The organism is Paenibacillus glufosinatiresistens (assembly GCF_031470375.1).
Taxonomy (GTDB): domain Bacteria; phylum Bacillota; class Bacilli; order Paenibacillales; family Paenibacillaceae; genus Paenibacillus_AQ; species Paenibacillus_AQ glufosinatiresistens.
In genome coordinates this window covers 40,668-63,455 of record NZ_JAVFHT010000017.1, presented here as the reverse complement: position 1 = coordinate 63,455, position 22,788 = coordinate 40,668, and the positions used below count along the sequence as shown (strand labels likewise).

Annotated in this window: 20 protein-coding genes and 1 pseudogene; 3 read left to right on the top strand and 18 right to left on the bottom strand. The window is 58.7% G+C overall.

Features of this window, described 5'->3' with window-relative positions; genetic code table 11:
- Positions 1–103 precede the first annotated feature (103 nt).
- Both RBI05_RS15810 and RBI05_RS15805 read left to right on the top strand, forming a co-directional pair.
- On the top strand, positions 104–805 hold the full coding sequence (locus RBI05_RS15810; protein ID WP_310551790.1) for a helix-turn-helix domain-containing protein: 702 nt from the start codon (positions 104–106) through the stop codon (positions 803–805).
- Positions 768–1,829: pseudogene (locus tag RBI05_RS15805) on the top strand (recombinase family protein); the annotation flags it as partial. The gene RBI05_RS15810 and the pseudogene RBI05_RS15805, both read left to right, overlap by 38 nt.
- A gap of 636 nt (positions 1,830–2,465) precedes the next feature.
- Here RBI05_RS15805 and rlmH read toward each other — a convergent pair.
- The 11 genes from rlmH to RBI05_RS15750 form a co-directional block, all read right to left on the bottom strand.
- Positions 2,466–2,945: a 23S rRNA (pseudouridine(1915)-N(3))-methyltransferase RlmH gene (gene rlmH / locus RBI05_RS15800; RefSeq protein WP_310551807.1), complete on the bottom strand. Its 480-nt coding sequence runs from the start codon at positions 2,943–2,945 to the stop codon at positions 2,466–2,468.
- A gap of 64 nt (positions 2,946–3,009) precedes the next feature.
- A complete protein-coding gene (locus RBI05_RS15795) occupies positions 3,010–3,177 on the bottom strand; it encodes a CxxH/CxxC protein (protein WP_150457897.1) in 168 nt (55 codons plus the stop codon).
- A gap of 200 nt (positions 3,178–3,377) precedes the next feature.
- Positions 3,378–4,748 carry a dicarboxylate/amino acid:cation symporter gene (locus RBI05_RS15790; protein ID WP_310551789.1) on the bottom strand — a complete coding sequence of 457 codons (1,371 nt, stop codon included), beginning with the start codon at positions 4,746–4,748 and terminating at the stop codon, positions 3,378–3,380.
- A gap of 83 nt (positions 4,749–4,831) precedes the next feature.
- Positions 4,832–5,317 carry a hypothetical protein gene (locus RBI05_RS15785; protein WP_310551788.1) on the bottom strand — a complete coding sequence of 162 codons (486 nt, stop codon included), beginning with the start codon at positions 5,315–5,317 and terminating at the stop codon, positions 4,832–4,834.
- Between the two features lie 256 nt (positions 5,318–5,573).
- Positions 5,574–7,553, bottom strand: a complete 1,980-nt coding sequence (locus RBI05_RS15780) for an amino acid ABC transporter ATP-binding/permease protein (protein WP_310551787.1) — start codon at positions 7,551–7,553, stop codon at positions 5,574–5,576.
- Positions 7,550–9,403 carry a thiol reductant ABC exporter subunit CydD gene (gene cydD / locus RBI05_RS15775; RefSeq protein ID WP_310551786.1) on the bottom strand — a complete coding sequence of 618 codons (1,854 nt, stop codon included), beginning with the start codon at positions 9,401–9,403 and terminating at the stop codon, positions 7,550–7,552. The genes RBI05_RS15780 and cydD overlap by 4 nt, the downstream gene beginning before the upstream one ends.
- Positions 9,403–10,419 carry a cytochrome d ubiquinol oxidase subunit II gene (gene cydB / locus RBI05_RS15770; RefSeq protein ID WP_150457888.1) on the bottom strand — a complete coding sequence of 339 codons (1,017 nt, stop codon included), beginning with the start codon at positions 10,417–10,419 and terminating at the stop codon, positions 9,403–9,405. The genes cydD and cydB overlap by 1 nt, the downstream gene beginning before the upstream one ends.
- A 4-nt stretch (positions 10,420–10,423) precedes the next feature.
- Positions 10,424–11,809: a cytochrome ubiquinol oxidase subunit I gene (locus RBI05_RS15765; protein WP_310551785.1), complete on the bottom strand. Its 1,386-nt coding sequence runs from the start codon at positions 11,807–11,809 to the stop codon at positions 10,424–10,426.
- Positions 11,810–12,038: 229 nt separating this feature from the next.
- Positions 12,039–12,269: a cold-shock protein gene (locus tag RBI05_RS15760; protein ID WP_150457886.1), complete on the bottom strand. Its 231-nt coding sequence runs from the start codon at positions 12,267–12,269 to the stop codon at positions 12,039–12,041.
- 106 nt (positions 12,270–12,375) lie between these two features.
- On the bottom strand, positions 12,376–12,576 hold the full coding sequence (locus tag RBI05_RS15755) for a cold-shock protein (protein ID WP_150457885.1): 201 nt from the start codon (positions 12,574–12,576) through the stop codon (positions 12,376–12,378).
- 318 nt (positions 12,577–12,894) lie between these two features.
- Entirely contained in the window at positions 12,895–14,145 is a 1,251-nt protein-coding gene (locus RBI05_RS15750; RefSeq protein ID WP_150457884.1) for a S1C family serine protease, read from the bottom strand.
- Positions 14,146–14,323: 178 nt separating this feature from the next.
- Here RBI05_RS15750 and RBI05_RS15745 point away from each other — a divergent pair, with 178 nt between their 5' ends.
- Positions 14,324–14,530: a hypothetical protein gene (locus tag RBI05_RS15745; protein ID WP_310551784.1), complete on the top strand. Its 207-nt coding sequence runs from the start codon at positions 14,324–14,326 to the stop codon at positions 14,528–14,530.
- On the opposite strand, the gene RBI05_RS15740 is transcribed toward RBI05_RS15745, so the two are convergent.
- From RBI05_RS15740 to RBI05_RS15710, 7 genes are all read right to left on the bottom strand, one after another.
- Positions 14,499–15,305 (bottom strand): MBL fold metallo-hydrolase, encoded by an 807-nt coding sequence (locus RBI05_RS15740; protein WP_150457882.1) that lies wholly within the window; start codon positions 15,303–15,305, stop codon positions 14,499–14,501. The two genes, RBI05_RS15745 and RBI05_RS15740, sit on opposite strands and share 32 nt — an antisense overlap.
- A 13-nt stretch (positions 15,306–15,318) precedes the next feature.
- The gene (gene yycI, locus RBI05_RS15735) at positions 15,319–16,059 is read right to left on the bottom strand and encodes a two-component system regulatory protein YycI (RefSeq protein WP_310551783.1); all 741 of its coding nucleotides are present in this window, start codon (positions 16,057–16,059) and stop codon (positions 15,319–15,321) included.
- A gap of 36 nt (positions 16,060–16,095) precedes the next feature.
- A complete protein-coding gene (locus tag RBI05_RS15730; RefSeq protein ID WP_310551782.1) occupies positions 16,096–17,391 on the bottom strand; it encodes a YycH family regulatory protein in 1,296 nt (431 codons plus the stop codon).
- Positions 17,388–19,217 (bottom strand): cell wall metabolism sensor histidine kinase WalK, encoded by a 1,830-nt coding sequence (gene walK / locus RBI05_RS15725; RefSeq protein WP_150457879.1) that lies wholly within the window; start codon positions 19,215–19,217, stop codon positions 17,388–17,390. The genes RBI05_RS15730 and walK overlap by 4 nt, the downstream gene beginning before the upstream one ends.
- Positions 19,217–19,948: a response regulator YycF gene (yycF, locus tag RBI05_RS15720; RefSeq protein ID WP_310551806.1), complete on the bottom strand. Its 732-nt coding sequence runs from the start codon at positions 19,946–19,948 to the stop codon at positions 19,217–19,219. Before yycF ends, walK begins: the two co-directional genes overlap by 1 nt.
- Positions 19,949–20,138: 190 nt before the next feature.
- A complete protein-coding gene (locus tag RBI05_RS15715) occupies positions 20,139–21,683 on the bottom strand; it encodes a M23 family metallopeptidase (protein WP_310551781.1) in 1,545 nt (514 codons plus the stop codon).
- Positions 21,684–22,019: 336 nt separating this feature from the next.
- Positions 22,020–22,751, bottom strand: a complete 732-nt coding sequence (locus RBI05_RS15710) for a hypothetical protein (RefSeq protein ID WP_310551780.1) — start codon at positions 22,749–22,751, stop codon at positions 22,020–22,022.
- Positions 22,752–22,788 lie beyond the last annotated feature (37 nt).

Below are 22,788 nucleotides of genomic sequence, written 5' to 3'. Positions count from 1 at the left end.
GCCACCTCCACTGATAGTTATTCTAGCCAAGGCTAGATATCTTGTCAAACTTAATTTATTGCTATATAATTTCCTTACCATACTCCTGAGAGGAGCATTAAAATTGACAAAAAGATTAATTACTCCGTTGGAATATCATCACCTCAAAGAAAATCCCTTGGGTGGCCGCATCAGATTCTTTCGTGAAGAAACAGGCAAGCTGAGTCAAAAAGAAATGTTCTCAACGAGAGCTATTAGCAAGCGAATTGGAGTATCTGCACCATCCATAACTGCAATCGAACGCGGGGAATCAAAGAATCCTTCCTTTCAACTTGTAACGGGAATGGCAAGAGAACTGAATCTGCCGATCGAGGTTTTTACTGATGAATTCTATGGCGAGGAACTGAAGCTATTTGAGATTGGTATTTCTGATGACATAAAAAGTACAGTTACTACTCAGGAACAAGCAGACCCCTCCCTGGCCTCAAACTTTCAATTCGGATGCTATGTCTATCAGCTTTTTCACGATGGATCCATGAGATTTGTTTACAGTAAAGGAGCAACCAACCCAGTAGACTATGCAGCATTCATTGAAAGCCTGTCTCGATTTGTGACTGAGATCGAACTGCATTCTATAGAGGGAGGCATACTAAATGCATCTGAATATGGCTTGCCCCCTATACAGCATGCCGCCGCCCTGTTCAGAGCATGTATAGAACACCCGGATGCATTTCCCCTGTTCCCTATAAAAGAATGGAATCAATTCTACAGTGATTTTCTAAGTAAATATGAGCAAAAGGAGGAAAAGCGGCATGAGCAAGCTTAAAGCGGTCATCTACGCCCGTGTAAGTACGGAGGAGCAGGCGAAGGAAGGCTTCAGTATTCCTGCCCAAATCGCAGAACTACAGAAGTATGCGAAGTTGAACAATTTCGAGATTGTGGAGCAATTCATTGACGAAGGAGTCAGCGGCAAGAGCATCAAAGGAAGACCTCAGCTTATTCGCCTGCTTAAGGGTGCTGAACAACAGAAGTTCCAGATCGTCCTGCTTTACAAACTGGACAGACTTGCCCGGAAGCTGCGTGATCAATTAGAGATCAGTGATACGCTGGTCAATTTCAATGTCAAGCTGGTTAGTCTGAAGGAGAACTTCGATACATCAACACCAACTGGCATGATGACTTTTCAAATGTTCGGCATGATTGCGGAACTGGAGCGAAGCAATATCATTGAACGGGGAAAGCTGGGACAGGAGCAAAGGGCACGCGAAGGAAAATACAATGGCGGCGTTGTCCTTGGCTATAACAGCATAAATAAAGAGCTTGTGGTGAACGAATCCGAGGCCATTATCGTCAAGAAGATATTTGATTACGCCGACCAAGGATGGGGCTTGAAGGCAATCACACGACGACTCAATGAAGCAGGGTACCGGTCCAAGCAAGGAAAAGCCTTCTCTACCAACGGCATCAAAACAATCCTGAACAACCCGGTCTACATCGGCAAAATTCGCTACAATCAGGTTGAGAACTGGTCTGAAAAACGACGTAAAGGAAAGAACGCCGACTTCATTATGACCGACGGTATTCATGAGCCAATCATCTCTCAGGAACTATGGGATAGAGTCCACTCCGAGATTCAGAAACGCTCCTACAAACCTTCCCGCTCGTTTACACCGTATATTCTTAGCGGAATCCTGAAATGTCCCGCCTGTGGGCACGGCATGGTTCCTGCACGCTCCAAGGGCGGCAGCGGAGAGCAGTATCGTTATTACACCTGCGGACAGTTTCATAATAAAGGAGCGAGTGTCTGCCGCTCCAACATGATCAAGGCGGAATATGCAGAGCAGCAGGTGATGGATGAGTTACATCGAATCGTCGCAAAGCCATATATTTTGAGAAAAGTTGTTGACCACATCAACCAACAGCGAGCAAATGCCGAATTGCCCTTGCTAGATGAAAAGAAGGTGGTTGAGCAGCAGATCGCCAAGGCTCAACGAAAGCTTAAAAGCCTGAAGGAAGGCATTATGAACGATCCTGACCTGGCCGACATCTTCAAGCCTGATCTGTTGGAAACACAATCCGAATTGCAATCACTCCAGAGACGCCTTGAAGAAATAACAGTTCAGGAAACACAGTACGATAACAAGCCTGTCGATTATGACTCACTGCATAACTTGCTTGCAAAGGTACAGGACGCATTAAATCACGCCGACAAAGATGAGCAGAAAGCCTTGCTTCGCCTCCTCATCCAGAGCATCCATATATCCAAGGACAAACCATCCAGAAAGGAAAGCCGCCGAATAGAGCGAATCATACTGCACTTTGATTTTACTATCGAATCGCTCCACAGCGACACGGCAGAGCTAGTAAGACGCACGGCCAAATACTGCGAATGCATTGCTCCTGTTCCTTCATCTGCATTGGATTATATGAACAACTTAACAGAAATCAGCTACGGGGACTTGATGAAGTCCCTTTTTATTTTACCCTTAAAGGCGATACGGTTCCCCCCGATTAATCTTCACCGCCCGGTAAATCTGCTCTGTCAGCACCAGCCGCATGAGCTGGTGGGGCAGCGTCATGCGCCCGAAGCTCATGCGCTGCTGGGCGCGGCGCATCACGTCATCGGAGAGGCCGTGGCTGCCTCCGATGACGAAGACGACATGGCTCGTCCCGTAGGTGCCGAGCCGGTCGAGTTCAGCGGCAAGCTCCTCGGAGCTCCAGAGCTTGCCGTCGATGGCGAGGGCGATGACATGCGCCTCGCCCTTGACGTGCGCGAGGATGCGTTCGCCCTCGCGGGTCTTGACCTGCGCGACCTCGGCGTCGCTGAGGGAGTCGGGCGCTTTTTCGTCGGGGACCTCGATAATCTGGAACTTCACGTACGGCGTCAGCCGCTTCGCATACTCCGCGATCCCGTCGATCAGGTACTTCTCCTTCAGTTTGCCTACTCCGATAATCTGAACCAGCATATGCAGCATCCTCTCATCTCGCTATAGTCAAAAACTCCATGCCGCCGGCATGGAGTTCTCTGTCTTAGACTACCAAATATTCCGCATTCTTCTCGCACTCCGCGCACTTGGCCGGCGGGTCCCAGTCCGAGAATTCCGTATCCTTCAAGTCGACCACGTCCGGGGCATCCTCATACTCGTCCACGAATTGGTCAATCGCCAGCTCCAGATGTTCTTTGCACACGACATACATGTAAGCTCTTCGCATCCCTTTCTTGTCCGGCGCGCCGGGCGCCGCTGTGTCACCTTTAGTTCTACCACATCCTCGGCCAAAAAGAAATGGCCGCCCGCAGGCGGCCATCCCGATTTATCCATTGCGGCCTGACTCGGCCAGGCCCGGACAACCCCGGCTTCCCGCCGGCCTGCGGACCTGGCCCGCCGCCGGGCGGACCGTCAACCCGCCGCGTTCAGCAGAATCTCCTCATCGGCGCCGTCCCGGTTGAACGCCTCGCGATCGAACTCGCCCTCGGAGCTCGCCACCAGCAGGGCCGTGACGGCGGTCCCGGTCGCGTTGACCGCGGTCCGGCCCATGTCGATCAGCGCTTCGACGCCGGCGACGATGGCGATGCCTTCAAGCGGCAGACCCAGGGCGGTCAGCACGACCGTTGTCGAGATGACCGCCGGTCCGGGAACCCCGGCCACGCCGATTGAGGAGATGATGCTGACCAGTACCAGCGTCACATAATCGGTGATCGACAGGTCGATGCCGAATACCTGGGCGGTGAAGACGGCCACAATGGCCGGCCAGACGCCGCCGCAGCCGTTGAAGTTGACGGAAGCCCCGAGCGGCGCGACGAAGCTTGCGATCTGCGGCGAGACGTGCAGCCGCTTCGTAATGACCTCCAGATTGACCGGCAGCGTCGCATAGCTGCTCCGGGTCGTGAAGGCGACGGTGACCGTCGGATACACTTTGCGGAAGAAGCGGATCGGGTTGACCTTCGCGACCAGCAGCACCAGTCCGCCGAAGACGAGCACAAAGTGCAGAATCAGCGCGGCATATGACGCCAGAATCACATTGCCCAGCTCCTGCAGCGTCTCCCAGCCATAGCGGGCGGTGATGCCTGCGATTAGAGCATACACGCCATACGGCGTCAGGCGGATGACGAATTTCACGACTTGGTGAAGCACCTGGGTCAGCGATTCGATCAGGTCGCGGACCGGCTTGACGGCCTCCGGCTTCTTCGCGCCTACCTTCAGAATGGCAACGGCCAGGAAGATGGCGAAGATCAGAATCGGCACCACCTTGCCGTCGGCCGCCTGGCTGATGGGGTTGGACGGAACCAGGTCCAGCACGACTTCAGAGAACGTCGGAATCTCACGGGCGGCAAAATCCGCCGGCGTCTCCTGCTGAATGCCGCTGCCCGGATTGAACAGCAGGGCAATCCCCAGGCCGATCAGGGAGGCGATGCCGGTGGTTCCGAGGAACCAGGCGAAGGTTTTGAAGCCGATTTTGCGCAGATACTCCAGGCTCGACAGCGAAGAAATGCTGTTCAGCACGAGGACGAACACGAGCGGTATGACCAGCATGCGGATCAGGCTGACGTAGATGCTGCCGAACGTCGAGATGGCATCGGTCTTCAGTTCCAGGTTCTGAAAGAGAACGCCGACCGCCAGCCCGATTCCCAGAGCCAGAATGACCCGCAGGCCGAAGCCGACGCGCTTGCGCGCCAAGCCGTACAGAAGACCGAAGATCAGCAGCGAGACGATGAACCCGTACCCGTTGGTCTGAATGGCATGCACCAGATTGTTGTCGATGTTCCCCATTGTTCCGCCCCCATTACCAAGTTAATTGATATGAATAATGAGATCAATTTAACGGGAATTTACGGTTTTGTCAACGCCTTGATTCAGCGGGATTTGGATTCCGGGCTGTCCAGTTGCCAGGGACGCTGCTCATACGGGCTGGAGCCTATGTCTCTCTCTTCCCTCTCAAAAAGCAGCTCCGCCCCGCAGGGCGGGCCTTCTTCTTCCCACGGTTCCCTAAGCTTGCGGTTTACCGGGCTTGGGACTGGCAGCTGCTCCATCCCCGCCTCCCGCCGTTCCGGCGCCGCATAGAAACCCCGGCGCTCCTCCAGCAGCCCCGCCTCTCCGTACTGCGCGTAGATATCCCGCCAGCGCTTCAGACATGCCTTCGGCTTGCGTCTGCCGATCAGATCCAGCTCGAAGCCGCCCCAGAAGAAAATCTCCTGCGGCATCATCCCGCCGAGGTAAGCTTGTACCGCCGCCAGCTTGAACGCCGGCGCATAAGTGATGCTCCTCTCGCTGACATGCAGCACGTTCGCATTGAGCGACAGCAGCCGGATTTCGGCGTCTGTGAATGTTTTTCGACCCATTCTGGTCCCCTCCTTGTGTTGGATATTCCCTCCTTCTGGATGGAATCTCAACACAAAAAGCCGCACAGCGAGGAAGCATCCCCGCCGTGCGGCCGGCCATCCGGCCGAGATTGAAGGGTCCTTGACGGACCGAAGCTAACAGCAAAGGGGTGGCCACACCAGACCGCGATAACGGAGTGACATCCTGGATCGGGACGTCGTGAATTGCGGCCTCATGAATCGGAACCTCCCGGACCCGTCCTGTCGGCGCCCCCGGTCAGGCCTGTTCCGGGATGAACCGTTCCGGGCAGTCCAGCTCGTAGAGCCGCCGGTAGCGCGGCTCGCGCTCCAGCAGCTCGGCGTGCGTGCCGCGCATGACGAGGGTTCCGTTCTCGACGAACAGCACTTCGTCCATGTTCTCCACACCCACGAGATGATGGGTGACCCAGATGACCGTTTTGCCCGCGGTCGCGGTGAACAGCGTAGCCAGCAACTCGCGCTCGGTGCGCGGGTCCAGCCCGACCGTCGGCTCGTCGAGCAGAATCACCGGCGTGTTCTGCAGCAGAATCCGCGCCAGCGCGATCCGCTGGCGTTCGCCGCCGGAGAAGCGCTGGCCGGCTTCGCGCACCGGCGTGTCGTAGCCCTGCGGCAGCGACGCAATCAGTTCGCCGAGCCGGGCCTGCTCCCCGGCGGCGGCAATCTCCGCGTCCGTCGCCAGCGGGCGGCCGAGCCGGATGTTGTTCGCCACCGTCGTGTCGAACAGATGCGGGCTCTGGTTCAGGACGGACAGCACGTCCGGAATCCGGTCGCCGTAACCGGCGGCATCCCGGCCGGCGATCAGGGCCCGGCCTTCCACCGGACGGAGCGCGCCCTGAATCAGCTTCAGCAGCGTCGATTTGCCCGCTCCGCTCCGGCCCAGGACCGCAATGCGCCGTCCCTGCGGCACCTCCAGGCTGAGGTCCCGAAGCGCCCATTCGCCGCCTGCATCATAGCGGTACGACAAACGCTGGAGCGAAATCGGTGCCGACTCTATTCGGGTAGCATTCGCCGCGGCCGTATCGCCGGTGTCTGCCGCCGGTTCGGTCTCTCCGGCTCCTTCAGTCCTTCTGGCTCCTTCCGAGCCTCTAGCGCTTGCCTTCTCTACGACTCTCCCAACCCTTTCCGATTGTTCCGTTCCTCCTGATCGTTCAGATCGTTCTGTTCCTCCTGGTCGTTCAGTGCCTTCAGATCGTTCAGTGCCTTCAAATCGTTCAGAGCCTTGCTCTCTTTTCGTTCCTGCCTTGTTGCTCTCTTCCCCGTCCGCTTCGGCTGTCTCAATGCTCTCCAGCCGCCGCAGCGAGTTGCGGTACTGCGGAATCTTCTCCACCGCGTCGGAGACGGGAAGGAAGGCGTCCGCCGCCGGGAAGACGACCAGGACGAAGGCCGCGATCAGCGTGCCGGGAATATTCCCGTCCGCGAATTCGCCCCCGGACCACATCAGCATCGACACCACCGCGATGCCGACGACGGCGTGGGCCAGGAACAGGCGCAGCCGGGCCCAGCGCCGCAGCGCTGCATCTGCCCGGGCCACCGTCCGTTCATCGGCCTCATAGGTCTCGACGAACCGGCTCTGGCGGCCGCTGATGACCCAGTCGCCCATGCCGAGCACGGCGTCGGTCAGCTTCTGGTAGAGCGCGTTGCGCTGCTGCTTCACCGATTCCTGGCGCCGGTGCGTCAGAAGCAGCGAAACCAGCGGCAGCACGGCGACCAGCACCAGAATGTACAGCCCGACAACGACCGCGAAGCGGATGTCGAACGTCCCGATGGCAATTACCGAGGCGGCGTACAGCAGCAGGGCGATAATGCTTGGAAATACGGTGCGCAGATACACGTTCTGCAAATATTCGATATCGTCGGCCAGCATGCCGAGAATGTCTCCGGTTCGGAACCGCGACGACAACAGCAGCGCCTGGGGCTCCAGAATCCGGTAGAGCCGCACGCGCATCCGCGAGAGCACGCGGAGAATGGTGTCATGGCTGACGAGCCGCTCCACGTAGTGGATCACGGCCCGGCTTGTGCCGAAGGCCCGAACACCGACGATCGGGACATAGATCAGCAGAATATTTTCCGGCGGAATCGACGCCTTCGAGATCAGAAAGCCCGACGTGTACATCAGCGACGAGGCCGAGAACACCGTCAGTCCGCCCAGCAGCACAATCAGGAGGAACCGTCCGAGATAGGACGAGACATATGGGGTCAGCCAGCTTTCCCGTTTCAATGCATTCCCTCCCGCTGTGATTGAATCAACCGGTAATATGCGCCCCTGCGCACCAAAAGCTCTTCGTGGCTCCCGGTCTCCGCCACGCTTCCGCCTTCCATAACGACAATGACGTCCATATCCTGCATCCAGTGCAGCCGGTGCGTCGCGAGAAAGACGAGCTTGCCCTGGAACAGCGGCAGCAGCGTCTCTTTCAGCTCGTACTCGGTCTCAATGTCCAGGTGCGCCGTCGGCTCATCGAGCAGCAGAACCGGCCGCGGGTTAAGGAGCGCCCGCGCGAGCGCCACCCGCTGCGCCTGGCCGCCGCTCAGCGCGCGGCCGCCGCTGCCGATCGGCTCGTCCAGCCCGGCAGGCAGCGACGCCGCAAGCGACGCAAGTCCCGCGCCGGCCAGCGCCCGGGTTACCGCTTCGCGGGAAGCGTCCGGCTCATAGAAGGCCACGTTCTCGGCAAGCGTGCCGCTGAACAAATACGGACGCTGCGGGATGTACGACACCTGGCGGCGCCAGGCATCGTCGGTCAGCCCGCTTAACCGGCGGCCGTCCAGCACGGCCTCGCCCCCGCTCGGGTGCAGGAAGCCCCCAAGCACGTCGATGAGCGTCGATTTGCCCGCGCCGCTCTCGCCGATAATGCCGATCCTGCCCGTGCCGGCAAAGCTCAGGCTGACGCCGGCCAGCGAAGCCGGGCCGTCCGTCTCGTGCGCCACGCCGACGCCGCGCAGCTCAAGCCGGCTGCTTGCGCTCCAGCGGTAATCCGCCGGGAGCGCGGGGCCGCCCGCAGGCGGCGCGGCGGTCTTGGATGCCCCGCCCGGCGGCTTCGCCTTGGAACCGGCCGCTTCCTCCGCTGCGGCCGCGCCTGCTCCGGCCGCACGCACGGCGACCGGCTCTTCGCCGAGCAGAACCGCCGTCTCCGTCTTCCGCTCGGTCAGTTCTTTCATCGCTGCTCCGGCTTCCTTGCCGTCCAGCGTCGCGTGGAAGTCTGCGCCCACCAGCCGGACCGGTAGGAAATATTCCGGCGCCAGAATAAGAACCGTCAGCGCGGTAACGAGCGTCATGTTCTCGTTCACCAGCCGCAGGCCCAGGCTGACGGCGACCGTAGCCACCGACAGCATCGTGAAGAAATCCAGCGCGAACGACGACAGGAAGGCGACGCGCAGCGTCTTCATCGTCGCCGAGCGGTAGCGGTCGCTGACTTCCGTGATGCTCTTGATGTGATCCTTGCTGCGGCCGAGGAACTTCAGTGTCTCCAGCCCGCGCAGCGAATCGACAAAATGATTCGCCAGCGTCCGGTAGGAGGCAAGCTGGCGGTCCATATGCTTCTGGGCGGTCGTGCCGATGAGAATCATAAAGACGACGATAATCGGCATTGTCACCGTCAGAATTACGCCGCTGCGCACATCCAGCGTGTAGATATAGAGAAGCAGCAGCCACGGCGTTATGCCCATGCCGACCATGCGGGGGATAATGAGTTCCAGGTAGTTCCGGAACTTGGTGACCCCCTCCAGCGACAAGGTTACGAGATTGCCGGTGCCTTTGTCGGCCACTCCCCGCGGTCCCAGTGCGAACAGCTTGTCCATCATTTCCCGCCGCAGGCTGCTGCCGGTCGCTTCTGCGAAGCGGTAGGCCACCCGGCTCATCAGCGTCCCGCACGCCTGGCGGACCAGAAACGCAAGAAGGAACAACAGCGCAGTGCCCCATTGTTCCTTCAGCGCTCCGCCTGCGAACAGCGCGGATACGGCCTCTGCCAGCCATTTGGCCAGCAGAATGATAGACAGGCTCTGCACCAGGGTCAGGAAGCCGACGATCATGAAGACCGGCTTGACTCCTTTGTACCCAAGCAGATTCTTATCCATTAATATTCCATATTCTCCTTGTCGCTAAGCCGTTTGTGGAAGACAAAATAGCTCCAGGCCTGATAACCGAGCACGAACGGCAGCAGAGTCAGCGCCACAATGGTCATGACCTTCAACGAATAGTGGCCCGAAGCGGCATTCGTAATCGTCAGGTTGAACGCTTCGCCAAGCGAGCTCACCATGACTCTCGGGAACAGTCCGACGAAGACTGAGATAACCGACAGGCCGAGCACCGCTCCCGTCATGCCGAAGGCCCAGCCGTCGCGCCGTTTCTTGGCAAAGTAACCGGCCAGCACGAAGGCGGCAATGCCGACGATTACGATCGCCCACAGCAGCGCGCCGCGTACCTCGAAGATATCCGTCTGCGCATAGGTCATGATGACAAAAGCCAGCAGCAGCGCGCCGGTCGGAACTAGGAGCACCTGCGCCCGCTTGCGGGCGCGTTCCTGCAGTTCGCCGTATGTCCGCAGCGCGGTGAAGAGCAGGCCGTGAACGTTGCAGAGCATCACCACGGTCAGTCCGGCCAGCACGGTGTAGACGTTCACAATGTCGCCGAAGAAGTCGGCGCGCATCTGCATATCTCCGTCAATCGGCAGTCCTTTGATGAAGCTCGCGAACACGATGGCGAGCAGGAACGGAGTCAGGAAGCTTCCGATCAGAATCGAAGCATCCCAGGTTTTTTTCCAGCCGGCCGACTTCGCTTTGCCCCGGTATTCGAAGGCGACGCCGCGCAGAATCAGTCCGATCAGCGCCAGCACGAACGGCACGTAGAAGCCGCTGAACAGCGTGGCGTACCAATTCGGGAAAGCCGCGAACATCGCGCCGCCTCCGGTGATGAGCCATACTTCATTGGCATCCCAGAACGGGCCGATGGAGTTAATCATAATCCGGCGTTCCGTCTCATTCTTCGCCAGCATCTGCGACTGCATGCCGACGCCGAAGTCGAAGCCCTCCAGGAAGAAAAATCCGACGAAGAGAACCGCAATCAGTACAAACCAAAGCTCGTTAAGTGACATGTTCTCACCCCTTCTTCTTGTATGGGTCGTCGTGATGAAGCTCTTCTTCCATTTGATACGGACCCTTCTTGATAATCTTCACGAACAGATAGACCAGCACGCAGAGCAGAATGCCGTAGAGGGTATTGAACGTAATGACCGAGAAGAGCACCTGTCCGGCGGTTACGTTCGGCGAAACGGAGTCCTTCGTCGTCAGGTAGCCGAAGACCGTCCACGGCTGGCGTCCGAACTCCGTCATCATCCAGCCTGCCGTATTGGCAATCGGCGGCAGCAGCAGACCCGCGAAGCAGATGCGCCAGAACCAGTTCTTGGCTGCCTCCAGCTTCTTGCGCCACATCAGATAGATCAGTCCCATGCTGATGCCGATCATCAGCACGCCGGCCAGGATCATGATGCGGAAGCTCCAGAAGGTCGTGCGGACCGGCGGAATGTAGTCGCCGGGGCCGTATTTCTGTTCATATTCGGCTTGAAGGGTGTTCATCCCCTTGACTTCGCCGGAGAATTTGCTGTAAGAAAGGAAGCTCAGCAGGTAAGGCACCTTGATCTCGTGGCTGCTGTTCTTGTTATCCGGATCAATGGAGGCGATGAGCGTCCACGGAGCCGGGTCGCCGCTGTCCTCCCAGAGGCCTTCAGAGGCGGCCATCTTCATCGGCTGCGTCTCAACCAGGTATTGAGCCTGCCAGTGGCCGGCAAAAGCGACGCCAATGGAAGAGATAATCGCCACGATGGCGGCGATGCGCATCGACTTCAGGAAGAACGGCGTATCCTGCTTGCGAAGCAGCTTGAAGCCGCTGATGCCGATAACCAGGAAGGCGCCGGTTGCGAATGCGCCCAGAACGGTATGCGGGAATTCCACCAGCACCTGGCCGTTCGTAATGAGCGCCAGAAAGTCATTCATCTCGGCGCGGCCGTTGTTAATGGCCATCCCCACCGGATGCTGCATGAACGAGTTCGCCGCCAGAATCCAGTAGGCCGACATGGTCGTGCCCAGTGTTACCATCCACATGCAGAGGGCGTGAATCTTCGGTGATACTTTATCCCAGCCGAAGATCCAGATCCCGATGAACGTCGATTCCAGGAAGAAGGCCAGCAACGCTTCGATCGCAAGCGGTGCGCCGAACACGTCGCCGACAAACCGGGAGTAGTCCGACCAGTTCATCCCGAACTGGAATTCTTGCAGTATCCCGGTCACAACCCCGATAGCGAAGTTGACCAGGAAGAGCTTCCCCCAGAATTTAGCCATGCGCTTGTACTCTTCATTGCCGCTGCGAACGTACTTGGTCTCCATGATTGCAATCAGAAGAGCCAGACCGATCGTGACCGGTACGAAGAAAAAGTGAAAAATTGTTGTTGTCGCAAATTGCAGGCGCGACAGCGATAAGGTGTCCATAGTTTCCCCTTCCTTTTCCCCAATTCGTAGTTTTTATTTTGTCAAAAATACGACCCCAAAAGTGTGATATAAATCACAACAATCTGGATTTTAAGCGAGGAAAAGCAATAAATTTGTGACAAATATCACAAAAAATCCAGGGAAACATGTCAAAGTACAAAAAAAATAAGACGGGGTTCCCGTCTTGAGACTTGGTGTTTGAAAGTATGGTAGTATTCGAGCCGCCGGATCAGGAGATGGAAATCCCTTTCTTGAGCGATTTCAAATCCCCGTTCGAGTTCACCAGCTGGGGCAGCATCCGCATATCCTGTACCATTTCGGAATGACAGAGCGGACAGGAAGGCGCGGTTTCAAACGCAAAATTGTCGCGCATCCAGCCGTTGCAGCTGTCGTTGGTGCAGGCCCAGACCGGTGTATTCTCTTCCGGCACGGCTTCCATTGGTTTCTTCCGATAGTTCATTAGCGAGAGTCCCCCTTCGGTCGAATACGTCTCGGTTCCATAGCTTCTTGAATATGAAAATCGCCCCGGCTTGAAGGTGATTCAAGCGGGGCGGTCTTTCTGATGCTTACAGTTTTACAACGTTCTCGGCCTGCGGTCCGCGGTTGCCTTGAACGACGTTGAATTCAACGCGTTGTCCTTCGTCCAAAGTCTTGAAGCCTTCGCCCTGGATTGCGGAGAAGTGAACGAATACGTCGTTTCCGCCTTCAACTTCGATGAAGCCGAAACCTTTCTCTGCGTTGAACCATTTAACTGTACCTGTTTGCATGGATGTACCTCCAAAAATTAAATTAACATGTTCATTTTTATCTTCTAGACACAAAGAGAAAATTCACATATTGAAAAAGGTTGCGCGTGCTGGAGGAACAGCCCTTTTCAATACGAGAATTCGGGTCTCCAATCTATGATTAATCTCATATTAACACATTAAACCGCGAAAGGCAAGTCACCCCGCCCCTGCATAAGGATGGCGTTCCACATATTGTAAGACATCTTCCCTGTATGAAACGGCTCTATCAGGATATCCGGGGGAGGGCCGAATTATGCATGTTCTCCATCATAAAGGGCTCCCCCGAAAACGCCTGAATCAGGACTCCGGCTTCTCTTCAAGCAGCACGGTAACCTGCTTCTCGACACCTTCCCGGTAATAGGTCACCGTCAGATTGTCGCCGATCTTCGTATCGTTGTAGAGATACTTGCGCAGGGCAAGCGTCGATTTGATCTCCTGCCCGTTGAACTTCGTGATGACATCGTTCAGCTTCAGTCCCGCCTTCTTGGCCGGTCCCACAGCGTCAAGCACCACCACTCCGTCCTTCACGGAATCGGGCAGCTTGAGCTTCGCGCGCTCGTCTTTATCAAGCGGCGCATACGGATTGTTGAGATCGACCGAATACACGCCAAGATATGATCTCGTGATCTTGCCCTTGACCGCCAGCTCTTCGGCTACGTGCAACACTTCATTGGCCGGAATGGCGAAGCCGAGCCCCTCCACGCCGGTATCGGAGATCTTCATCGTATTGATGCCGATCACCTTGCCGCTGAGATCGACCAGCGCGCCGCCGCTGTTCCCTTCGTTAATGGCGGCATCCGTCTGGATGACATCCTGCTCCCAGTCATAGACGCCGTCCTGGTTCAGCGAGACCGGAATGGTCCGGTTCGTGTAGCTGACGATTCCGGATGTCAGCGTGTCGCCCAGGCCGAGCGGATTGCCGATGGCAATGACCGTCTCGCCAAGCTGCAGCTTGGACGAATCGCCGATCTGAGCCACCGTATCAATGCCCGCAGGGTCGATTGACAGCACCGCGATATCGCTGACCTTGTCGGCCCCTACCAGTTCCGCCTTGCGCGTCTTCCCGTCTACGGTAACAACCTCCAGCTTGCTGGCGCCGTCGATGACGTGGTTGTTCGTAATCAAATAGGCCTTGCCCGCGTCCTTCTTATAGATGACGCCGGAGCCGAGTGCCGATTCGTCAAGCGGCTCCTCCTCGTCCTCGCTCCCGGATGCCTCTTCCTTGTGATTGATGATGCTGACGACGGCCGGACGCACCGCCGCTGCCGCCTTGATAATCCGGTCATACGGATCGCCGCTGCTCTGGGTCACATGCGGAATTACGGCCGCGCCGGACGCTTCTTCGCGCGTGAACTGGCCGGTAAGCAGGCTGAACAGCAGGACGGCAACCACGGCGCTCAGCAGCGAGCTGAGCGCAGAGATCTGGAGCGTGCTCAGGCTCCGGCCCCGGCGGCTGGTGGTCCATCCCCGGGGCTTGCTGCCCCGGGCTTCCCTCCGGCTTTTTGAGGAGACTCGGGTTGAATAAAAATCGTCATCGAACAGGCTCACGGCTATCTCTCCCTTCATGGCGGCGCCGGTCTATGAAATCAAGGGGAATATTTCAGAATGGTTGCGACTATACTGCAAGTATCATTGTCATTGTAACACAGCCGGGACCCGTTCCGGGGTGTTTTGGCTGATTTTATGGACAAGTTCCCAAGTATTCATTACCCAGGAGGCTGATCCCATGCAATCCTCTTCCACCGCTGTTGATTTGGTGCATTTTGCCGGCATGCTCGGCGATCTTAAGGACGATCACTCGCGGCTGACCCTCGCTCTGGGCGCGCTCATTGAACTGCTCGTTCAGAAGGAGCTCATCGGGCGCTCCGAGCTTGAAGCCACTCTCCGCCAGATGGATTCGCTTATGAGCCGCTCACCTTATCCCATGGCGTAGGCCGGTCATAGTACGTATCGCAGAGCCGGAATTCATGGTCCTTGTAGAAGCAGCCCCGGTCCTCCATCGCTCCGCGCACCGACATCCGGGCCAGCTCGATCATGTTGTGGTCCCGGCTGAGGTGGGCGAGATACGTCCGCTTCGTCCGGCCCGTCAGAATTTCGCTCAGCGCCGCTCCTGCCGCATCGTTGGACAAATGCCCCATATCGCCGAGAATCCGGCGCTTCGTATTCCACGGATAACGGCCCATCCGCAGCATCTCGATATCGTGATTCGCCTCCAGTACCAGCACGTCGGCGTCCGAAATGGCCAGCTTCACCTTGTCGCTGACGTACCCGAGGTCCGTTGCCACGCTGAGCTTCTCCCGTCCGTCGTAGAAATTGTATCCGACCGGCTCCGCCGCATCGTGGGAGATGGCGAACGACTCGACCCGCATACTGCCGAAGTCGCGGTGCTCCCCCGTCTCCAGAATAATCCGGTTATGCTCCTCAATGTTGCCGACCGCCTTCTCGATGGCCGCCCAGGTATTGGCGTTGGCATAGATCGGCAGGTTGTACTTGCGGGCCAGCGCTCCAAGTCCCTTGACATGGTCGGAATGCTCATGGGTAACGAGGATGCCGTCCAGCTCCTGTCCGGTCATCTCCCGCATGGCCATCAATTCCTCGATCCGCTTGGCGCTGAGACCGGCGTCGATCATGAGCGTCGTCTCGCCGTTTCTCACCACTGTGGCGTTGCCCGTCGATCCGCTCGACAGCACTGTAAATGAAATCCCCATGATTTGTTTCTCCTCACTCCGCTGTTTTGGGACTGATAATGTCTGCGCTGATACCGTTCACGTAGTAAGTTCTGCCATCCTCCAGCATGAATCGCCACATCGGCGCCGCCACCTGGGCCTCGGAATTGAACAGCTCTCCGTAGTAACCGAGGCTGATCTCCTTGACGGCTGATCCGGCCGGAAGGTATTTCTCGATCAGGCTGCCCAGCGCCTTGGCCGCGGGCAGAATCTTCTGCTTCTCTTCGTCCTGGCCGCCGGCGGGATCCAGCTGAATCTGCGGCTTCCGGTAAGCCACGATCTTCTGGTCATTGTAGATCAGCTCCAGCCGGACGCTGAACAACGGCCATTTGCCCTGCACCAGCGGGTGAAGCACGAACCGTCCGGCCTCGCTCTCCAGCGAATCGAAGCGGTAGTCGCCGATGTCGGGAATCTCCCCCTTCAGCGCCTCCGTCAGCTCGCTGAAGGTGAAGATCAGCCGGCTGTCCACCGGCTTCTCCAAGGCAACCGGCGGCGCATCCGGCTCCGCCGAGTACCGGTAGCTCAAGTTCGGCAGCTCCGGCGTCGCTGCCGGAATGACGCTCAGGACCCGGATCTCCTTCTCCTCCATCACCTGCTGGGCGGCGGCGGACAGCGAAGTGAAATCCAGACTGGCGCCGGCCTGATCGCGCAGATCTCCCCAGAGCTGATAGCAGAGCAGCAGATTCAGCAGCAGAAACGAATAGATCAGCACACTTTTGGCCCGTCCCCAATCCATGATTCTCTCTCCTCTCCCGCCCGTCTCTCCGCCGCCCTACAGATCCAGCGCCAGCACACGGCCATCCTTCAACGTTACCTTCCAGACCGGCGTCAGAATTATCCGGTCGTTCTGCACCGACGGCAGATAGCCCGGCTGAAGCGCGCGAATTCCTGCCGAACCAGCGAGGGCCGCCAGACGGCTCCGCAGCACATCTCCGCCCCGGAGCCTCACCGCCTTCTTCTCTGCCCGGTCTTCATCGGCGTACATGAGCGAACGCTCATACCCGGCCACCGACCCCTGCTGAAGCAGCAGCTCCATGGAGCCGTAGCGCAGCCCCGATTCATTCAGCACCGGGAAGGAGCCGTAAGGAAGCAGGCCGTAATATTGCTGAAAGACGATCCGCCGCTCTTCCGGCCCCTCTTCCGCCCGGTCAAGCCGGTACGTTCCGTTCCAGCCCCCGTGCTTGTTCACGAAGTCGACCGCTTCCAGCACATCCTCGGCCGGACTGCCCTCCCCCGCGGGAAGGGCGGCCGGGTCGCTGTAACTGATCCAGTTCTGCTTCGGATCGACCTGGAGGCTGCGCTTGCTGTCCGTGTAGATCTCCGAACCGTCCTTCTCCTGAATATAGCGGGTGCTTCCCGCGTCGAAGAACAGGCTGCTCTGCATCTGGGCAATCGTATACAGCCCTGACGGCAGCTCCGCGGCAACCATCGGCAGATCGTTCTCCGGCACATAATAACTCCCGTCCGCCGTCGTATACGGCGTCCAGCCGCTGCCGAAATCGACATGCTGCTGAATGTCCTGGACCGTCAGATCGACCTTGGCCGCTTCATAGACAATATCGCCGCGCTCGCTGAAGAAGACGGCGTGCGCCTTGGAATCGTTGGGGACGCTGTAAATCCAGATGCGGCTGATAATTTCATCGTCGAACAGCGAGTCCGGCGCCATCTGCATCGTCCGTTGCAGCAGCTGCACCGGAATGCCGGAACCGAACGTCAGCTCAATGCCGGGGTCTTCCTTGCGGATGCGCGTCCAGTCGAATTCCGAGACCGACCGCCGCTCGAAGCTCTCGAAGCTTCTTCCCTTGAGCCGGCCCAGAATTAAATTGTAGAACGTTGTCCCGGGATAGAAGAGCGTATGCCGGTCTTCTCCCCGGTGGATGATCATCTGATCCGGATAGAGCAGATCCTCGACCTTGAGTTCTGGTCCCATATTGTCGGTCTTGATATACGTCGTGGCCGAGAAGACGGCCGAATCCGCCCCCGGCAGACGATAAATGAGATAATAGCTCTCCACCAGACTGCCGATAACGAGCAGAAGGAGGACCCATGACTTCACCCGTTCCTTCATGCTTCATCCCCCTTCGGCTTGCCCGGCGGCAGCGTAAATGTGACTCTGGAGCCTTGGCCGAGCTCGGAATGCAGGGAAATGGAGCCTCCGTGCGCTTTGACAATTTCCCGGGCAATGGACAAGCCGAGGCCCGTCCCGCCCATATTGCGCGAGCGCGCCTTGTCCACCCGGTAGAAGCGTTCAAAGATGCGCTCGATGTCCTTCTTCGGGATGCCGATCCCGGAATCGCGGACCGTTACCGCCAGCATTCCTTCTTCGTTGATCTCCGCTTCCAGTGCAATAGTGCCGCCTTCCGGCGTATACTTCAGCGCATTCGAGACCAGATTGCCCAGAACCTGGTCGATCTGGTCCCGGTCGAGCCAAGCCGTTCCCGTTCCGCGGCCGACTGAAACGCTGATTGCAATCCGCTTCTGGCGGAGCTGGAACGAGAAACGGTCGGCGACATCCTCCAGCATCTCCGCCACGTCGGTCGGCTGCAGGCGCAGCCGCGCCTCTCTGGAGTCGAACCGCGACAGATGCAGCAGATCCGTCACCAGCCGGATCATCCGCTCCGTCTCGTTGCGGATGACGCCGACGAAGCGGGAAGCCAGCTGCGGATCATCCAGCGCTCCGTCGTCGAGCGCTTCCGTATAGCTGCGGATTGTCGTCAGCGGCGTCCGCAGCTCATGCGAGACATTGGCGACGAACTCGCGGCGGGACTGCTCCAGGTTCTCCTGCTCCGTCACATCCTGCAGCACGGCGATGGTTCCGGCGGCTCCGCCTTCCCGCCGGTGAATCGGCGTGAAGGTCACCCGGACGATGTTAGGCTCGCCCTCTTCTTGCTCCAGCCGCAGCATGGCCGATTGAGCGCCGCCTTCGGCCAGTCCCGCGCGCTGATCCGGCTCCAGCCGCAGCAGCTCGCCGAGCGGCTGCCCCTCCGCCTCCGGCTCGGCGGTGCCCAGAAGCCGGGAGGCGCGCCGGTTCATCAGAATGACGCGGCCCTGCTCGTCGGTCGCTACGACGCCGTCGCTCATGTTCGTCAGAATGGAGGCGAGCTTCTCCTTCTCCTCTTCATTCAGCGCAAGCGCCCCTTGGAGGCGTCCGGTCATATCGTTGAAGGCCAGGCTCAGCTGGCCGATCTCGTCATTGCCCAGGATCGGCATCCGGGTATCGAACCGGCCCTCGGCGACGGCGGTGGCGTGCTTCGTCATCTCCTTGATCGGCTGTGTGATCGTATGGGCGAGAATGACGCCCAGCACGGCCGTCAGCGTCAGCGCCAGCAGCATGCCGGACAGGAAGACGCTGTTGATCCGGCTCATGGTGGCGTACAGATCCTTCATGTCCGCCGCGATATAGATCGCGCCGACGACCTTGCCGTCCGAGAGGACCGGCTTGGCGACGACCTTTTTGCGCACATTGTCATCGCCGATAATGTATTCTTCGTTGTCGCTGATGCCCTGAAGCGCCCGGCTGACTACCGTCTGCGTATTGCGCCGGCCCACATAGTCGGCCTGGGAAGGCACCGAAGTCGTAATAATCTTGCCGCTCGCATCCAGCACCTGAATCTCGGCGCCGCTGATGTACAGATTGTTGACCATCCCGCGCAGACTGTCGGACGCCGAATCCTCCTCGGCTTCGGCCCCCGTTCCGGCCCCGAACTTGTCCGCCGTCAGGATCGACAGCATTTCGGCCCGGGCCTTCAGATCCTTCGTGAAGTTGTCGGTCAGCGAATTCTTCATCGAACTGACGAAGTACACCCCGATGAGCTGCATCGCAATCAGAATCAGCAGCACGTAGACCATAATCAGCTTCGCCTGGATGGTCCGAAAGAAGGACCGGCCCCTCATCACAGTCCTCCGTTTTTGGGATTATGCATGAGATAGCCGAGACCCCGGCGGGTGAAGATATACTCCGGCTTGCTCGGATTCTCTTCAATCTTCTCCCGCAGGCGGCGGATCGTCACATCGACGGTCCGAACATCGCCGAAATACTCAAATCCCCATACCGCCTGCAGCAGATGCTCCCGGGTCATCACCTTTCCGGCGTTGCGGACCAGATAGTACAGCAGTTCATATTCGCGGTGGGTCAGATCGAGCGGCACGCCGTCTTTGTATACCGTGTACATGTCGGTGTCGATGAACAGGCCGAAATGCCGGATGCCGTTCTTGCTCTCGGGCTGAGAGGCGGGGACCCCCGCTGCCGCCGGCTTGTGCTGGCGCCGCATTTGAGCCTTCACCCGGGCCAGCAGCTCGCGTGTGCTGAACGGCTTGGTGACATAGTCGTCGGCGCCGAGCTCCAGGCCCAGCACCTTGTCGATCTCCCCGTCCTTGGCCGTCAGCATGATGATCGGCAGATCCAGCTGGCGGGACCGCAGCTCCCGGCACACATCCATGCCGTCCTTGCCGGGCAGCATGAGATCAAGCAGCATCAGGTCCGGGCGCTTCTCCAGCGCCAGCTCGACCGCGCTGATGCCGTCGAAGGCGCAGATGACCTCGTACCCTTCTTTTTCAAGATTGAATTTCAGAATATCGGCAATCGGCTGTTCGTCGTCTACTACCAGAATGGTTCCCATGCCCATCATGCACCGCTTCACCCTTCTATCCGTAAGTGGTTTTCCACTGTTATCCCTCTATTTTACCATATCTGTTCCATGCCCACATCCTGCGGGCGGTCTCCACAAAAAACGGGACCTCCGAAGGATTTCGGACGCCCCGCCTTGCCGAATGGCCGACAACCCGGCCCTCTATGAACATGAATCGTTACCTCGGCTACCCCAGGAATTTCAGCGGGTTCAGCGCCGTTCCGTTCTTGCGGATTTCAAAATGCAGATGGGTGCCGGTCGAACGCCCCGTGCTGCCCATAATGCCGATCTGGCTGCCCTTCTCCAGTTTCTGGCCGACCGAGACGGAAATCCGGCTTAAGTGCCCGTAATAGGTGACGTAGCCGTTGCGGTGATTGACGATGACCACATTTCCGTAACCGTTCTGGACTCCGGCAAAACTGACCACGCCCGCATCCGCCGCCATAATCGTGCGGTTCCCGGATACCATGTCCAGTCCCTTATGCGCCCGCCCCCAGCGTTCCCCGAAGCTGCTGGAGATCGACGGGCTGCTTACCGGCCAGGCAAAAGAACCGGTTCCTTCGCCCACGACCTTCGTCCCCTTGTACACCACTTCAGGCAGCGCCGCCCGGATCACGGTCTGGCCGAGCCATTCCTCCTTGACCACGACGCCGTTCTCCTTGGTCAGCCGGTACTGCATTTCCTTCAGTCCCGTCTGGCCGGGGCGGACGACCTTCGTCTTGCCCTTGGGCAGCTGGTTGCTGGTGCGAATCTCCACCTGCGGCTCGGTCACGAGCCGCTCGGCCGCCTTCTCGACGCTTACCACCGTCAGGGCCGGCTGGGGAACCGTCAGCCGCAGCTGGTCGCCGATCTGCAGCGTCAATTCCTTGACGTCCGGGTTGTTGGCGTACAGCTCCTTCTGGGTCAGTCCGAACCGGGAAGCGATAGCGGAGACCGTATCGCCTTCCTGCACCGTGTAGACCAGCGGAGCCTCCTTGCCTTCGGTCAGGACGGCTGCCGCCTCCTTCACGTCCAGCACCTTGTTCGGGTCGGCCTTGACCGGCTTCACCGTCACTTTCTCGCGGATGCTCACCGACTCGACGCCGGCGGCTGAAGCCGAACCCGCCGCAGCCGCGGAAGAGCCCGCGGACGTCTTCTTCAGCGACGCAGCCGCCGGCTTGGCGGCCGCGTCCGTAACGGCGTTCCCGGCGAACTGCTGCTTCACGGCTTCCAGAACGGCCTGGGCCGTTGCCTGATCCTTCACAATTCCGGCAGGCTCGCCATTCACCATAAGCTGAACGCCTACGGCATAAGCCTTGAGCATGCCATCCAGCTTCTCAAGCGTCGCTTCGCTGTCGATCATCGGTTTATAGGAAGCCGCAGCCTCTGTTGTAAATCCTTCGGTCTGCAGCACCATCGTTTCTTCGGGATATTGCGTCTGGTACTCCCGACGCTTCGCTTCGAACAGCGCCGTCAGCTGCTCTTTCTTCTCCAGGGTGCCGACTTCCTGTCCGTGCAGCAGCACCCGGTAATAGCTCACGGTGTGCGCGGACACATACCGTTCGTGCATCGCCTGTACGGCTACGAACGCAACCGCGACTCCGGCGGCCGCAGCCGCCGCCCATGCCCAGCGGAACCGCCGGCGCATGACGGAAGAAGGGCCCCCTTCGGCTCGGCCGAAGCCGGAACCGGCTTCCCCTGGCCGGTCCGTGCGGGCGCTTCTGTTCTTACGTATGAAATTCAACCCTCTCATGAAACTCTCCCTTTCAATCGGTCCCGGACCGCAAGCGGCCGCGGTCTGTTCTGAATCGTGCGGATTCGTTTCCTGTTGCTATGCAGAGTTCGTCAAGGCTGTGTATGCTGTCCAAAAGGTTACAATAAATTAACCAAATAAAGTCCTTGTCTACTGTACCACAGGGTTTAGACAGGTTTCAACCAATGACTGCACATATGGAAGAAATTGGGTTGTATTTTGTCGCCTTGGACTCATTTGGACACAAAAAAGACGCTTCCCGCCCGCATATTTCCAGGGGAAGCGTCTCTTCTTCGAAGCGGTCCGGCCGCCGATGCCGGGGTCATCGCCTTGCGTCTACGACCCGCCGCTGTGTCCGCCGTCCGTGGACGACGAGATCAGCTTCATCAATTGATCGTATTCCTCGGCCGTCACATATTTGCGGATGACCGTTTGAATCTGCTCCAGCTCCGCCGCCGTCAAGCCGCCTTCCATCGCGGCGGAAATGCGCTGCATCTCTGCCTGCGGAACCTTCTTCATCAGAATATTGAATATGCTTACTTTCTCGCCCGACGGAATGCCGCTCTTCATCTCCTGCAGATTCTCCGGCGTCATCACCAGCTGCCGGTCGCCGCTTCCGGCGCTGCCCGGCTCCGCCTGGCCGGAGGCTCCGCTGCCTTCGCCGTCCGCTGCGCCGGAAGCTTCGCCGGTATCCGCATTCACCGCGCCCATGACGGGCAGCGCGTCCGCCGGAGCTCCCTCCGCGTCGGCCGTGGCTGCCGGTACCGTGTCCGCGCCGGCTCCCGCGGGCGACGGAGAAGCTGCTGCTGCGGGGAATTTGCTATCCGCGCCGCTTGCGGACGTCTTCCCGGCGGCCGTGTCCTTCTTCGCCGCCGGCTTCGGTTCCGCTCCGGTCAGTGTACGAAGCAGGCCGCCGATGCCCGGCGCGGGCGTATCCAGCTCGATGTCGAAGCTCGACAGCGCGGAACGGACATACGCATTAACGACCACTCCCGCCGTCAGGATGGACAAGGTGCTGGCAAGAACGGCAATCAGACAGACGGTCAGCACGCGTCCTGCGATTTTCATGGCAATCGCCTCCTTCCCTACCAGTATGGACCGCAAA

What these genes read in the sequence shown, in the direction of transcription:
- yycF (WP_310551806.1), bottom strand. Translation starts at nt 19,948, where the DNA reads ATGGGCATGGGAACCATTCTGGTAGTAGACGACGAACAGCCGATTGCC.
- RBI05_RS15755 (WP_150457885.1), bottom strand. Translation starts at nt 12,576, where the DNA reads ATGCAAACAGGTACAGTTAAATGGTTCAACGCAGAGAAAGGTTTCGGC.
- RBI05_RS15760 (WP_150457886.1), bottom strand. Translation starts at nt 12,269, where the DNA reads ATGAACTATCGGAAGAAACCAATGGAAGCCGTGCCGGAAGAGAATACA.
- yycI (WP_310551783.1), bottom strand. Translation starts at nt 16,059, where the DNA reads ATGGATTGGGGACGGGCCAAAAGTGTGCTGATCTATTCGTTTCTGCTG.
- RBI05_RS15730 (WP_310551782.1), bottom strand. Translation starts at nt 17,391, where the DNA reads ATGAAGGAACGGGTGAAGTCATGGGTCCTCCTTCTGCTCGTTATCGGC.
- RBI05_RS15715 (WP_310551781.1), bottom strand. Translation starts at nt 21,683, where the DNA reads ATGAGAGGGTTGAATTTCATACGTAAGAACAGAAGCGCCCGCACGGAC.
- RBI05_RS15740 (WP_150457882.1), bottom strand. Translation starts at nt 15,305, where the DNA reads ATGGGGATTTCATTTACAGTGCTGTCGAGCGGATCGACGGGCAACGCC.
- RBI05_RS15785 (WP_310551788.1), bottom strand. Translation starts at nt 5,317, where the DNA reads ATGGGTCGAAAAACATTCACAGACGCCGAAATCCGGCTGCTGTCGCTC.
- cydB (WP_150457888.1), bottom strand. Translation starts at nt 10,419, where the DNA reads ATGTCACTTAACGAGCTTTGGTTTGTACTGATTGCGGTTCTCTTCGTC.
- RBI05_RS15795 (WP_150457897.1), bottom strand. Translation starts at nt 3,177, where the DNA reads ATGTATGTCGTGTGCAAAGAACATCTGGAGCTGGCGATTGACCAATTC.
- RBI05_RS15765 (WP_310551785.1), bottom strand. Translation starts at nt 11,809, where the DNA reads ATGGACACCTTATCGCTGTCGCGCCTGCAATTTGCGACAACAACAATT.
- RBI05_RS15790 (WP_310551789.1), bottom strand. Translation starts at nt 4,748, where the DNA reads ATGGGGAACATCGACAACAATCTGGTGCATGCCATTCAGACCAACGGG.
- cydD (WP_310551786.1), bottom strand. Translation starts at nt 9,403, where the DNA reads ATGGATAAGAATCTGCTTGGGTACAAAGGAGTCAAGCCGGTCTTCATG.
- RBI05_RS15710 (WP_310551780.1), bottom strand. Translation starts at nt 22,751, where the DNA reads ATGAAAATCGCAGGACGCGTGCTGACCGTCTGTCTGATTGCCGTTCTT.
- walK (WP_150457879.1), bottom strand. Translation starts at nt 19,217, where the DNA reads ATGAGGGGCCGGTCCTTCTTTCGGACCATCCAGGCGAAGCTGATTATG.
- rlmH (WP_310551807.1), bottom strand. Translation starts at nt 2,945, where the DNA reads ATGCTGGTTCAGATTATCGGAGTAGGCAAACTGAAGGAGAAGTACCTG.
- RBI05_RS15745 (WP_310551784.1), top strand. Translation starts at nt 14,324, where the DNA reads ATGCAATCCTCTTCCACCGCTGTTGATTTGGTGCATTTTGCCGGCATG.